Origin of the sequence: Streptomyces sp. NBC_00637 (genome assembly GCF_045161545.1) — a bacterium.
In the GTDB taxonomy this organism is placed as follows: Bacteria; Actinomycetota; Actinomycetes; order Streptomycetales; family Streptomycetaceae; genus Streptomyces.
On record NZ_CP109046.1, the window covers coordinates 5,246,483 to 5,258,335 of the forward strand.

The following is an 11,853-nucleotide window of genomic DNA, read 5'->3' on the forward strand; positions in this document are numbered from 1 at the left end:
TGAGCGTCCTCTGAGCGAACAAAAGTGCGTACGAATTAGGGCAGAAGAGTCGTCACCAGCGTCTCCTGGAGGCCGCCCAGCCACAGGTACGCCATCACCATCGGCTTGCGCGGGTCCTCGTCCGGCAGCCGGTAGAGAAGGTCGGTGTCGTCCTCGTCGGTGATCTCCAGACGGGAGCCGATCGCGAGGCGCAGATCGTTCAGCGCGCGGAGCCACTGCTGGGACTCCTGGGGCGTCAGCTTCAGCACCGCCCCGCCCTCGCCGGCCGCCTCGGAGGCCAGCGCGTCCAGCGAGCGGACCACCGTGAGGGCGTTCTCGCGCTTGCCGGCCCGCAGGTCGTTCTCCGTGTAGCGGCGGAACTCGGCGGAGTGCGCCTTCTGCTCACCGGCCCGCTCGGGGCCCGGGGTGCCCTCCGGGTCGGTGTAGGCGTCCGGGAAGAGCCGGCGCAGCACCGGGTCGGCGGGCGGCTCGCTCGGCCCCTCGGCGAAGAGCTCGGCGAGCGGGTCGTCGGGGGCGTCCTCGGCGGGGCCGGGGCCGATGAGCTCCAGGAGCTGCACGGCCAGCGACCGGATGATGGAGATCTCGACGTTGTCGAGTGCGACGGCCGCGCCGCCGCCGGGGAGCGGTTCGAAGTGTCCAGGCATAGGAGGGCAGGCTACTTCCGGTCCTGCTGGAGGGTGGCCCACAGGCCGTAACCGTGCATCGCCTGCACGTCGCGTTCCATCTCCTCGCGCGAACCGCTGGAGACGACCGCCCGGCCCTTGTGGTGGACGTCCATCATGAGCTTGGTGGCCTTGTCCTTGGTGTACCCGAAGTACGACTGGAAGACGTACGTCACGTAGCTCATGAGGTTGACCGGGTCGTTGTGGACGATCGTGACCCACGGGACGTCCGGCTCGGGTACGGCGAAGACCTCCTCCGCCGACTCGGTGCGTTCGATCTCAAGGGGAGCGGGTGACGTCACGTCGTCCATGCTGCCACGCGGCGGGGAAATCGTCACACCGACGAAAAGGGAGTACGATCCATTGCCATGAACACAGCGGACCTTGGGCTGCCGGTGGAAGTTCCCTCGACGGCGCTCTTCACGGACCAGTACGAACTCACGATGCTCCAGGCCGCCCTGAAAGCGGGCACGGCCGAACGGCACAGCGTGTTCGAGGTCTTCACCCGGCGACTGCCGGAGGGCCGGCGCTACGGCGTCGTCGCGGGCACCGGACGGGTCCTGGACGCCGTCGAGAACCTGCACTTCGACGCGGACGTCCTCGGCTTCCTGCGGGAGCACGACATCGTCGACGAGGAGACCCTCGACCGGCTCGCCGCATACCGCTTCTCGGGTGACATCTGGGGCTACCCCGAAGGCGAGGTCTACTTCCCGGGCTCGCCGATCATGCGGGTCGAGGGCTCCTTCGCCGAGTGCGTACTCCTCGAGACCGTCATCCTCTCCATCCTCAACCACGACTCCGCCATCGCGGCCGCCGCCTCCCGCATGTCCTCCGCCGCTGGCGAGCGGCCCCTGATCGAGATGGGCGCCCGCCGCACCCACGAACTGGCCGCGGTCGCCGCCGCCCGCGCCGCCTACATCGGCGGCTTCGCCACCACCTCCGACCTGGCCGCGGGCTTCCGCTACGGCATCCCCACCGTGGGCACCAGCGCCCACGCCTTCACCCTCCTGCACGACAGCGAGCGGGACGCCTTCCAGGCCCAGGTCGACTCGCTCGGCCGGGGCACCACCCTGCTCGTGGACACGTACGACGTCGCCGAGGCCGTCCGGACGGCCGTCGACATCGCCGGCCCCGAGCTCGGCGCGGTCCGCATCGACTCCGGCGACCTGCTCCTCGTGGCCCACCGGGTGCGCCAGCAGCTCGACGACCTCGGCGCCACCGACACCCGGATCATCGTCACCTCCGACCTCGACGAATACGCCATCGCCTCGCTCGCCGCCGCCCCCGTCGACGCGTACGGCGTCGGCACCCAGCTGGTCACCGGCTCCGGACACCCGACCTGCTCGATGGTCTACAAACTGGTCGCCCGCACCGGATCCGCCGACCCGCAGGCCCCCCTGGTACCGGTGGCGAAGAAGTCCTCCGGCGGCAAGACCTCCATCGGCGGCCGCAAATGGGCGGCGCGCCGGCCCGACGCCTACGGAGTGGCCGAGGCCGAGGTCATCGGCACCGGCACCGTCCCCGCCGCACTGGCCGGCCACCAGCTGCTCGTCGAGCTGGTCAGGGGCGGCGAGGTCGTCGGCCGCGAGTCCCTGGACGCCGCCCGCGACCGCCACGCGGCGGCCCGCGCCGGCCTGCCCCTCTCCGCGACCCAGCTGTCGCGCGGGGAACCCGTCATTCCCACGGAGTACGCACAGGACCTGTCGGGTAACTAGGGCGTGTGCCCGGCACACACCGGGCGACGCCCCCTCCCGCCGGACCGACAAAGTCTCTACGCTCGATTACTTCACCCTCAGTCGAAGGACACCGACCATGCGCCGCGCCTTGATCGTCGTAGACGTGCAGAACGACTTCTGCGAGGGAGGCAGCCTCGCGGTGGCCGGCGGCGCCGACGTGGCAGCCGCCATCACCGAGCTGATCGGGCAGGCGCCCGCCGGATACCGGCACGTGGTGGCCACCCGCGACCACCACATCGCGCCCGGCGGCCACTTCGCCGACAACCCCGACTACACGCACTCATGGCCCGCCCACTGCGTGGCGGGCACCGAGGGCGTCGGCTTCCACCCCAACTTCGCGCCCGCCGTCGCCTCCGGCGCCATCGACGCCGTCTTCGACAAGGGCGCCTACGCGGCCGCCTACAGCGGCTTCGAGGGCGCCGACGAGAACGGCGCCACCCTGGGCGACTGGCTGCGGGACCGCCAGATCGACGAGGTGGACGTCGTGGGCATCGCCACCGACCACTGCGTCAAGGCCACCGCCCTCGACGCGGCCCGCGAGGGCTTCCGCACCCAGGTCCTGCTGGACCTCACCGCCGGCGTCGCCGAGGAAAGCACCGACCGGGCCCTGGAGGAACTGCGCGCGGCCGGCGTACAACTCACGGGCAAGCCGGTCGTCTAGTCTCCGGCGCCACCCCCCGCCCGCCGGTTACCGTTTCCGCAAGGTGCACGCACAACTCGCCCCAACGGAGATGGTGTTGACGCAACGCTCGCACGTACGGCGGCCCACGCTCGAAGACGTCGCCCGGCGGTCGGGGGTCTCGAAGTCGACCGTGTCCCGGGTGATCAACGGGGAGGCCCGGGTACGGGCCGAGGTCGTCGACCGGGTCCGCCGGGTGATCTCCGAGCTGGGATACGTCCCGAACCAGGCGGCCCGGCAACTCGTCACCCACCGCACCAACGCCGTCGCCGTGGTCGCCGCCCAGCCCGAGAACCGGCTCTTCATCGACCCCTTCTTCGACCTCCTCCTGCGCGGCATCCGCCGCGAACTCGCGCTCCACGGCTCCCAGGCCGTCCTGCTCTTCCTGGAGGAACCCGACGACTACGCGCGCATGGCCGACTACCTCGGCGGCGGCCACGTCGACGGCGCGATCCTCTTCTCGCTGCGCCCCGGCGACCGGCTCGCCGAGATCGTCGACCGGCTCGGCCTCCCGGCCGTGTTCGGCGGCCGCCCCCTGCCGCGCGACGACGACCCCGCACGGCCCGGCCGGACCCACGTCGACGGCGACAACCGGGGCGGCGCCCGGCTGGCCGTCCAGCACCTCGTCTCCCTCGGGCGGCGCCGGATCGCGACCGTCACCGGACCCTACGACCAGGAGAACTCCGCCGCGGACCGGCTGGTCGGCTACCGCGACGTGCTCCGCGACGCCGCCTCGCCCCACCTCGTCGAGCGGGCCGACTACACCCGGCAGGGCGGCGCCGACGCCATGGCCGCGCTGCTGGACCGCCGACCCGACCTCGACGCCGTGTTCGTCGCCTCCGACCTCATGGCGTCCGGCGCTCTGCAGACCCTGCGGGAGCACGGGCGCAGGGTCCCTGAGGACGTGGCCGTCGTCGGCTTCGACGACCTCACCTCCATCGCCGAGACGACCGACCCGCCGCTCACCACCGTCCACCAGGACATCGAGGAGATGGGCCGGCTGATGGCCCGGCTGCTGCTCGCCGGACAGCACCCGACACCCGCGGGCACAGCGCCGGACGCCCCGGACGGCGGCCCCTCCGTGATCGTCCCGACCCGCCTGGTGCGCCGCGCATCGGCCTGACGACGCGGCGGCGTCTCATTCCCCGGCCCCCGATCGTCCGCGATGTGGGATCACATTCCGGAAGCCGGACCGGGAATCGATACGATGAGCGCATGGTTCTGAACGACGTGAGCGAGAAGACGCCGGGCGCACTGCTCGTGGCGCGGCTGCACGTCGACCTGTGCAGGCTCGCCAGCGCCATCTGTTGACGCACCACCCGCCGCCGTACGGCCGTGAGCCGATGGGGGTACCGCCCGCGCGAGCGCAGCCGAGCGTGGGGAGCCTCACCCTGCACGAACCCGCGCTGCCCACACCTTCCGACAGGAGCCCTGAGCCATGGCCATCGAGGTCCGCATCCCCACCATCCTCCGCCAGTACACCGACGGTCAGAAGGCGGTGGAGGGCAACGGTGACACCCTCGCCGACCTGTTCACCGACCTCGAGACCCGCCACGCCGGAATCCAGGCCCGCATCGTGGACGACGGAAAGCTGCGCCGCTTCGTCAACGTCTACCTGAACGACGAGGACGTCCGCTTCGTCGACGGCATCGACACCAAGCTGACCGACGGCGACACCGTGACCATCCTGCCGGCCGTGGCCGGCGGCATGGCCTGATCGGCCGCCGAACCCCATGCGCTACGACTCCCCGCTGGCCGCGGTGGGCAACACCCCTCTGGTGCGCCTGCCGCGGCTCTCGCCGTCCGCCGACGTCCGCATCTGGGCGAAGCTCGAGGACCGCAACCCCACCGGCTCGGTCAAGGACCGCCCCGCCCTGCACATGGTCGAGCAGGCCGAGAAGGACGGCCGCCTCACCCCCGGCTGCACCATCCTGGAACCGACGAGCGGCAACACCGGCATCTCCCTCGCCATGGCGGCCAAGCTCAAGGGCTACCGCATGGTCTGCGTGATGCCCGAGAACACCTCGCAGGAACGCCGGGAACTGCTCGCCATGTGGGGCGCCGAGATCATCTCCTCCCCGGCCGCGGGCGGCTCCAACACCGCGGTCCGCGTCGCCAAGGAGATCGCCGCCGAGCACCCCGACTGGGTGATGCTCTACCAGTACGGCAACCCCGACAACGCCGGCGCCCACTACGCCACCACCGGCCCCGAGATCCTCGCCGACCTCCCGTCCATCACCCACTTCGTCGCCGGCCTCGGCACGACGGGGACACTGATGGGCGTCGGCCGCTACCTGCGCGAGAACAAGCCGGACGTGAAGATCGTCGCCGCCGAGCCGCGCTACGACGACCTGGTCTACGGCCTGCGCAACCTCGACGAGGGCTTCGTACCCGAGCTGTACGACGCCTCCGTCCTCACCACCCGCTTCTCGGTCGGCTCGGCGGACGCCGTGACCCGCACCCGGGAACTCCTCCAGCAGGAGGGCATCTTCGCCGGCGTCTCCACCGGCGCCGCCCTGCACGCGGCGATCGGCGTCGGCAGGAAGGCGCTGAAGGCGGGGGAGAGCGCGGACATCGCGTTCGTCGTGGCCGACGGCGGCTGGAAGTACCTGTCCACCGGCGTCTACACCGCGGCCACCACGGAGGAAGCGATCGAGACCGTGCAGGGCCAGCTCTGGGCGTAGGGTTTCAGGTAGCCAGATGACGGACCTGGTCCCACAGGACCGGGTCCACCACGCCCACCCTGCGCCGGAAATCGCTCACCCGTACCTGGCGCAGCTCGTCCGTCTCCAGGAAACTCGGCCGCCCCTGCGCGTCCCCCACGGCACCCGGCGGCAGCGGGATCACCCCGGCCCGCTCGTCGTGGTACTTGCTGGTGATCTTCGCGACGGTGGCGCGGTCACCGCGCACCATGAGCACCAGACACGGCCGGTCCTTCACCCCCGGCCCATCCTCGAACGGCACGTCCGCCCACCAGATCTCCGCGGGCTGGGGACGGCCGGCGAAGCCCTGGCCCCGGGTCGACCGACCCGGAGGGCGGCCCGTCGCCCGGCCCGGCGGCCGGGTCCTGCGCCGCTGCGGTCGCCGGCTCCGCCCCCAGCCGTCCACGAGCGTCGCGACCAGCGCGAGCAGTATCACCGCCGCGAGCGCGAGCCACCAGGACGTGTCCATACGACGACGTTACCGGCGCGCGAGAGCCGCCGCGCGCCCCATCGTCACTTCACATGCCCCCGGTCCAGCCAAACCGGTGACACCACAGGTGAGTTCCCCCACAACGGCCCCTGGCGGAGGAGCGACCCGGGGTTTTGCGCCTTACGCTCGACGCACCGCACGACCCCCGGTCGCCCCATTTAACGATCATTCGTTCCACGATCCGTCCCCCGGACCTCACCCGGTACTTCTCGGTTACCCGCCAGCGGAGGTTTCGCCTTCATGAAGCTCACCGTCGTCGGCTGCTCGGGGTCGTTCCCCTCCGCGGAATCGGCCTGCTCGAGCTACCTCCTCGAGGCCGACGGCTTCCGGCTGCTTCTCGACATGGGCAACGGCGCCCTGGGCGAGCTGCAGCGCCACTGCGGTCTCTACGACCTCGACGCGATCTTCCTGAGCCATCTGCACGCCGACCACTGCATCGACATGTGCGCCTACTTCGTCGCGCGCTACTACCGGCACGACGGCGGCCGCTGCGACCCCATTCCGGTCTACGGCCCGGAAGGCACGGAACACCGCCTGACCACGGCCTACGCCGACACCCCGTCGGCCTCCTCCATGAGCGAGGTCTTCGACTTCCACACGGTCAAGCCGTCCACCTTCGACATCGGCCCCTTCACCGTGCACACGGAACGCGTGGCGCACCCGGTGGAGGCGTACGGCATCCGCGTCGAACACGGCGGCAGGTCGCTGACCTACTCCGGCGACACCGGCATCAGCCCCGCGCTGGACGAACTCGCCCGCGACACCGATCTCTTCCTGTGCGAGGCCGCCTTCACGCACGGCAAGGAGAACATCCCCGACCTGCACCTCAACGGCCGCGAGGCCGGCGAGACGGCGAGCCGGGCGGGCGCGAGGAAACTCGTACTGACCCACATCCCGCCGTGGACCGACCCCCGGGTCAACCTGGCGGACGCCCGCGCGGTCTTCGACGGCCCGGTCGATCTGGCCGCACCACGGGTGACGTACGAGATCTAGACCCCGGCGCACGCGAAAGGCCCCCGGAGCGGTTCAGGGCTCCGGGGGCCTTCGCATGTCCTGCGCGGGCTGGTGTGCCTACGCCTTGGTGAGGTCCTCGACCTCCTCCTCGGGCTCACGGCCCGGGGTGGGGAGGTTGAACTTCGTGATGGCGAAGCGGAAGACGACGTAGTAGACGGCGCCGAACACCAGGCCGATCGGGATGATCAGCCAGGGCTTCGTGGCCAGGTTCCAGTTCAGCCCGTAGTCGATGGCACCCGCGGAGAAGGTGAAGCCCGCATGGACACCGAGGGCCCAGGTGATCGCCATGGACAGGGCCGTCAGCACCGCGTGGATCGCGTACAGCAGCGGTGCGATGAACATGAACGAGAACTCGATGGGCTCGGTGACACCGGTGACGAAGGAGGTCAGCGCGAGCGAGATCATCATGCCCAGCACGGCCTTGCGGCGCTCGGGGCGGGCACTGTGCGCGATGGCCAGGGCGGCGGCCGGCAGACCGAACATCATGATCGGGAAGAAGCCGGACATGAACTGACCGGCGGTCGGGTCACCGGCGAAGAAGCGGGTGAGGTCGCCGTGCACCACGGCACCGGTGGCGTCCGTGAAGTCGCCGATCTGGAACCAGGCGACGGAGTTGACGAACTGGTGCATGCCGACCGGGATCAGCGCGCGGTTGATCAGACCGAACAGGCCCGCGCCGAACGCGCCCAGACCGGTCATCCACTCGCCGAAGTTCGAGATGACCTCGCCGATCGGCTCCCAGACCAGGCCGAAGAAGACGCCTATGAGCGTGCCGGCGAACGCCATGAGGATCGGCACCAGACGGCGGCCGTTGAAGAAGCCGAGCCAGTCCACCAGCTTCGTGCGGTGGTACCGCTGCCAGACCACAGCGCTGAGCAGACCCATCACGATGCCGCCGAGAACGCCGGGATTGTTGTAGGTCGCGGCTATGTCCGCACCCGCCTGGACCTTGGCCTCGGCGACCGGGAACGCCTTCAGGACGTTGCTGTAGACCAGGAACCCGACCAGCGCGGCCAGAGCGGTGGAGCCGTCCGACTTCTTGGCGAAGCCGATCGCGACACCGATACAGAACAGCATGGGGAGGTTGTCGAAGATGGCACCGCCGGCCGTGGCGAAGACCGCCGTGACCTTGTCGGGCAGATGCAGCTTCTCCTGGACGTCCGACTGTCCGAGCCGCAGCAGCAGGCCCGCCGCCGGCAGTACGGCGATCGGGAGCTGAAGGCTGCGGCCGACCTTCTGAAGACCCTGCAAAAGGCCGGATCCCCACTTCTTCGCGGGGGCCGCCGGGGGCGCGGTGGCGGTGCTCATGGACTTCCTCCATCGGGTGGTGGTCTACACCACTCAGTGGTGTAGACCATGTTGTAGCACGATGAAGGTGGCATAAGGAACCCACGATTCGCGTAATCGTGGTATTACGTTCCGCTACACCCTGACTACCGCCCGAGAGTCGCCCCACTGCGTCCGGGCTATGCCTTCGTGACGTCCTCCCGCTCCTCCTCCGGCTCGCGGCCCGGGGTCTTCAGGTCGAACTTCGTGATGGCGAAACGGAAGATCGCGTAGTAGACGGCCGCGAAGGCCAGGCCGATCGGGACGATCGCCCACGGCCGCGTCGCCAGATTCCAGTTGATGACGTAGTCGATGAGCCCGGCCGAGAAGCTGAACCCGTCGTGCACCCCCAGCCCCCACGTCACCGCCATCGACGCCCCCGTCAGCACCGCGTGCACCGCGTACAGCAGGGGCGCCACGAACAGGAACGAGTACTCGATCGGCTCGGTGATACCGGTGACGAACGACGTCAGCGCCACCGACAGCATCAGCCCCCCGACCTCCTTGCGGCGCCCCGGCCTCGCACAGTGCGTGATCGCGAGCGCCGCCGCGGGCAGCGCGAACATCATGATCGGGAAGAAACCGGAGGTGAACTGCCCCGCGTCCGGATCGCCCGCAAGGAACATGTTGATGTCACCGTGTACCACCGTGCCGTCCGGCTTCGTGAAACTGCCGAACTGGAACCAGATGGGCACGTTCAGGAACTGATGCAGACCGATCACCAGCAACGCCCGGTTCGCGACACCGAAGATGCCCGCACCCCACGCGTCCAGCCCGTCCAGCCAGTCGCTGAAGTTCTCCAGGGCGTCGCCGATCGGCGGCCAGACCCACAGACACAGCGCGGCGAACGCGATCGCGACGAACGCCATGATGATCGGCACCAGCCGCCGCCCGTTGAAGAACCCCAGCCAGTCCACCAGCTTCGTGCGGTGGTACCGCTGCCAGAAGAACGCCGTCAGCAACCCCATGACGATCCCGCCGAACACCCCCGGATTCTGGTACGCGAAGGCCCCCACCGTGTTGTCGGTCGCCTGGCACCCGATGTTCGGGATCACCTTCGAACCCGGCGCACAGTCCTCCGGGAACTGCCGCAACACGTTGTAGTAGACGAGGAAACCCGCCACCGCCGCCAGGGCCGTCGAACCGTCCGACTTCTTCGCCATGCCGATGGCCACACCGATGCAGAACAGCAGCGGCAACCCGAGGGAACCGTCCAGCAGCGCCGCACCCGCACCCGCCATCACCTTCGCGACGTTCGTCCAGCCGAGCCCGTCGTCCCCGAACACATCAGGCTGACCGAGCCTGTTGAGGATGCCCGCGGCCGGCAGCACCGCGATCGGCAGCTGCAGACTGCGCCCCATCTTCTGCAGACCCTGGAACGCGCTGTGCCAGCGCCGACGTGCGGGGCTGATCTCGGTATCGGCGCTCTCGGCACTCATCGTTTGGCGACCGCCTGTCAGGTGGTGTAGACCAGCTACGGACGATTGGGTTGCTGCGACGTCATCACTGACGTCATCCTTCGGCACACCCGGCACAATCGCTCGCGAAGTTGGGCCAACTGTGGGTTACTGCGAAAAAGCGGTTCACATCGCGGTTCGCATCAGGGAATTCAGGGAGACGGAACATGGCCACCAAGGCTGAGAAGATCGTCGCCGGACTCGGCGGCCTCGACAACATCGAAGAGATCGAAGGCTGCATCACCCGGCTGCGCACCGAGGTCAACGACCCCTCGCTCGTCGACGAAGCCGCCCTGAAGGCCGCCGGCGCCCACGGCGTCGTCAAGATGGGCACCGCTATCCAGGTCGTCATCGGCACCGACGCCGACCCCATCGCCGCCGAGATCGAAGACATGATGTGAGCCACCGCGCCCACGCCTGAGGGCTCACCGCCGAACCCTCACTCTTCAGGGGCTCCTCCCACCACCGGGAGGAGCCCCTTCCGCAGGTACGGCTAGGCTCGGCGCCATGTCTCGAATCGACGGCCGCACCCCCGAACAGCTCCGCCCCGTCACCATCGAACGCGGCTGGAGCAAGCACGCCGAGGGCTCCGTCCTCGTCTCCTTCGGCGACACGAAGGTCTTCTGCACCGCCTCCGTCACCGAAGGCGTCCCCCGCTGGCGCAAGGGCAGCGGCGAGGGCTGGGTCACCGCGGAGTACTCCATGCTGCCCCGCGCCACCAACACCCGCGGCGACCGCGAGTCCGTCCGCGGCAAGATCGGCGGCCGCACGCACGAGATCTCCCGCCTCATCGGCCGCTCCCTGCGCGCGGTGATCGACTACAAGGCGCTGGGCGAGAACACCATCGTCCTCGACTGCGACGTCCTCCAGGCCGACGGCGGCACCCGCACCGCGGCCATCACCGGCGCGTACGTCGCGCTGGCCGACGCCATCACCTGGGCCCAGGGCCGCAAGCTCGTCAAGGCCGGCCGCCAGCCCCTCACCGGCACGGTGAGCGCGGTCTCCGTCGGCATCGTGGGAGGGGTGCCCCTGCTCGACCTCCGCTACGAGGAGGACGTCCGCGCCGAGACCGACATGAACGTCGTCTGCACCGGCGACGGCCGCTTCGTCGAGGTGCAGGGCACCGCCGAGGCCGAGCCGTTCGCCCGCGACGAACTCAACTCCCTTCTGGACCTGGCCGTTTCGGGCTGCACGGAACTGAGTGTCATCCAGCGCACGGCGCTTGATACGGTCCTCGAAAAGTAAAGGGAACGCCAAGAGGTGCGGCGGGCGCGAGCAACCGGCCCGCCCGCCGACGCGTCTTGGCCAGTACACCAACGGGGGCCTCCTGGGCCTGGCAAGGGGAGGAACCACTTATGTCCACGGCCGCGAGCCGACGCCCGCAGCGGCGTCGCCGTACCGTCATAGCCACCGTCACGGCGGCCGTCGCCCTCACCGTGGGACTGACGGCGACCGGCTGCGACGCAGTCAACAAGGCCCTGGACTGCGTCCAGACCGCCGACTCCATCGCCGACAGCGTCACCGACCTCCAGCAGGCCGTGGAGAACGCCGCGAACGACCCCACGCAGACCGAACAGTCGCTGACCTCCATCGAGAACAACCTCGACAAGATAGGCGACAAGACGGACAACACCGACGTCAACAAGGCGGTCGACGACCTCCAGGCGGCCGTCGCCAACGTCCGCACCGCCGTCGAGAACGGCGACAACACCCCCGACCTCAGCCCCGTCACCGACGCGGCGGGCGAACTGACGAAGGTCTGCACCCCATAGGACCGCAGCGGCCGG

15 protein-coding genes are annotated in these 11,853 nt (G+C 69.7%); 10 read left to right on the forward strand and 5 right to left on the reverse strand.

Going from position 1 to position 11,853, the window contains the following annotated elements; translation table 11 throughout:
* Positions 1-35: 35 nt before the first annotated feature.
* Positions 36-644 carry a DUF2017 domain-containing protein gene (locus tag OG440_RS22985; RefSeq protein ID WP_406008671.1) on the reverse strand — a complete coding sequence of 203 codons (609 nt, stop codon included), beginning with the start codon at positions 642-644 and terminating at the stop codon, positions 36-38.
* 11 nt (positions 645-655) lie between these two features.
* A complete protein-coding gene (clpS, locus tag OG440_RS22990) occupies positions 656-973 on the reverse strand; it encodes an ATP-dependent Clp protease adapter ClpS (RefSeq protein WP_406008672.1) in 318 nt (105 codons plus the stop codon).
* A 57-nt stretch (positions 974-1,030) separates the two neighbouring features.
* Between clpS and OG440_RS22995 the strand changes: the two genes are divergently transcribed.
* The 6 genes from OG440_RS22995 to OG440_RS23020 all read left to right on the forward strand — a co-directional run bounded on the left by OG440_RS22995 (position 1,031) and on the right by OG440_RS23020 (position 5,761).
* The gene (locus OG440_RS22995) at positions 1,031-2,377 is read left to right on the forward strand and encodes a nicotinate phosphoribosyltransferase (protein WP_406008673.1); all 1,347 of its coding nucleotides are present in this window, start codon (positions 1,031-1,033) and stop codon (positions 2,375-2,377) included.
* A gap of 97 nt (positions 2,378-2,474) precedes the next feature.
* Entirely contained in the window at positions 2,475-3,059 is a 585-nt protein-coding gene (locus tag OG440_RS23000) for an isochorismatase family protein (RefSeq protein WP_406008674.1), read from the forward strand.
* Between the two features lie 70 nt (positions 3,060-3,129).
* Complete coding sequence (locus OG440_RS23005; RefSeq protein WP_406008675.1) at positions 3,130-4,200, forward strand: LacI family DNA-binding transcriptional regulator; 1,071 nt, start codon at positions 3,130-3,132, stop codon at positions 4,198-4,200.
* Positions 4,201-4,292: 92 nt separating this feature from the next.
* Entirely contained in the window at positions 4,293-4,388 is a 96-nt protein-coding gene (locus tag OG440_RS23010) for a putative leader peptide (protein WP_020132206.1), read from the forward strand.
* 127 nt (positions 4,389-4,515) lie between these two features.
* A complete protein-coding gene (locus tag OG440_RS23015; protein WP_406008676.1) occupies positions 4,516-4,794 on the forward strand; it encodes a MoaD/ThiS family protein in 279 nt (92 codons plus the stop codon).
* 16 nt (positions 4,795-4,810) lie between these two features.
* Positions 4,811-5,761 (forward strand): PLP-dependent cysteine synthase family protein, encoded by a 951-nt coding sequence (locus OG440_RS23020; protein WP_406008677.1) that lies wholly within the window; start codon positions 4,811-4,813, stop codon positions 5,759-5,761.
* Between the two features lie 4 nt (positions 5,762-5,765).
* Here OG440_RS23020 and OG440_RS23025 read toward each other — a convergent pair whose 3' ends face one another.
* Positions 5,766-6,248 (reverse strand): type II toxin-antitoxin system PemK/MazF family toxin, encoded by a 483-nt coding sequence (locus tag OG440_RS23025; protein ID WP_406008678.1) that lies wholly within the window; start codon positions 6,246-6,248, stop codon positions 5,766-5,768.
* A 261-nt stretch (positions 6,249-6,509) separates the two neighbouring features.
* Between OG440_RS23025 and OG440_RS23030 the strand changes: the two genes are divergently transcribed.
* Complete coding sequence (locus OG440_RS23030) at positions 6,510-7,262, forward strand: MBL fold metallo-hydrolase (RefSeq protein ID WP_406008679.1); 753 nt, start codon at positions 6,510-6,512, stop codon at positions 7,260-7,262.
* Between the two features lie 78 nt (positions 7,263-7,340).
* Here the strand turns inward: OG440_RS23030 and OG440_RS23035 are convergent, their stop codons facing one another.
* On the reverse strand, positions 7,341-8,591 hold the full coding sequence (locus OG440_RS23035; RefSeq protein ID WP_406008680.1) for a PTS transporter subunit EIIC: 1,251 nt from the start codon (positions 8,589-8,591) through the stop codon (positions 7,341-7,343).
* Positions 8,592-8,749: 158 nt separating this feature from the next.
* Positions 8,750-10,048: a PTS transporter subunit EIIC gene (locus OG440_RS23040; RefSeq protein WP_406011429.1), complete on the reverse strand. Its 1,299-nt coding sequence runs from the start codon at positions 10,046-10,048 to the stop codon at positions 8,750-8,752.
* 185 nt (positions 10,049-10,233) lie between these two features.
* Between OG440_RS23040 and OG440_RS23045 the strand changes: the two genes are divergently transcribed.
* The 3 genes from OG440_RS23045 to OG440_RS23055 all read left to right on the forward strand — a co-directional run bounded on the left by OG440_RS23045 (position 10,234) and on the right by OG440_RS23055 (position 11,838).
* Entirely contained in the window at positions 10,234-10,467 is a 234-nt protein-coding gene (locus OG440_RS23045; RefSeq protein WP_009298733.1) for a glucose PTS transporter subunit EIIB, read from the forward strand.
* A gap of 106 nt (positions 10,468-10,573) precedes the next feature.
* Positions 10,574-11,311, forward strand: coding sequence for a ribonuclease PH (rph, locus tag OG440_RS23050; RefSeq protein ID WP_406008681.1), 738 nt, complete (start codon positions 10,574-10,576; stop codon positions 11,309-11,311).
* Positions 11,312-11,421: 110 nt separating this feature from the next.
* Positions 11,422-11,838, forward strand: coding sequence for a hypothetical protein (locus tag OG440_RS23055; RefSeq protein ID WP_406008682.1), 417 nt, complete (start codon positions 11,422-11,424; stop codon positions 11,836-11,838).
* The last annotated feature ends 15 nt before the right edge of the window (positions 11,839-11,853 follow it).

Bases quoted from the DNA above. Each gene is read 5' to 3' on its own strand.
- OG440_RS22985 (WP_406008671.1), bottom strand. From the start codon at position 644: ATGCCTGGACACTTCGAACCGCTCCCCGGCGGCGGCGCGGCCGTCGCA.
- clpS (WP_406008672.1), bottom strand. From the start codon at position 973: ATGGACGACGTGACGTCACCCGCTCCCCTTGAGATCGAACGCACCGAG.
- OG440_RS22995 (WP_406008673.1), top strand. From the start codon at position 1,031: ATGAACACAGCGGACCTTGGGCTGCCGGTGGAAGTTCCCTCGACGGCG.
- OG440_RS23000 (WP_406008674.1), top strand. From the start codon at position 2,475: ATGCGCCGCGCCTTGATCGTCGTAGACGTGCAGAACGACTTCTGCGAG.
- OG440_RS23005 (WP_406008675.1), top strand. From the start codon at position 3,130: ATGGTGTTGACGCAACGCTCGCACGTACGGCGGCCCACGCTCGAAGAC.
- OG440_RS23010 (WP_020132206.1), top strand. From the start codon at position 4,293: ATGGTTCTGAACGACGTGAGCGAGAAGACGCCGGGCGCACTGCTCGTG.
- OG440_RS23015 (WP_406008676.1), top strand. From the start codon at position 4,516: ATGGCCATCGAGGTCCGCATCCCCACCATCCTCCGCCAGTACACCGAC.
- OG440_RS23020 (WP_406008677.1), top strand. From the start codon at position 4,811: ATGCGCTACGACTCCCCGCTGGCCGCGGTGGGCAACACCCCTCTGGTG.
- OG440_RS23025 (WP_406008678.1), bottom strand. From the start codon at position 6,248: ATGGACACGTCCTGGTGGCTCGCGCTCGCGGCGGTGATACTGCTCGCG.
- OG440_RS23030 (WP_406008679.1), top strand. From the start codon at position 6,510: ATGAAGCTCACCGTCGTCGGCTGCTCGGGGTCGTTCCCCTCCGCGGAA.
- OG440_RS23035 (WP_406008680.1), bottom strand. From the start codon at position 8,591: ATGAGCACCGCCACCGCGCCCCCGGCGGCCCCCGCGAAGAAGTGGGGA.
- OG440_RS23040 (WP_406011429.1), bottom strand. From the start codon at position 10,048: ATGAGTGCCGAGAGCGCCGATACCGAGATCAGCCCCGCACGTCGGCGC.
- OG440_RS23045 (WP_009298733.1), top strand. From the start codon at position 10,234: ATGGCCACCAAGGCTGAGAAGATCGTCGCCGGACTCGGCGGCCTCGAC.
- rph (WP_406008681.1), top strand. From the start codon at position 10,574: ATGTCTCGAATCGACGGCCGCACCCCCGAACAGCTCCGCCCCGTCACC.
- OG440_RS23055 (WP_406008682.1), top strand. From the start codon at position 11,422: ATGTCCACGGCCGCGAGCCGACGCCCGCAGCGGCGTCGCCGTACCGTC.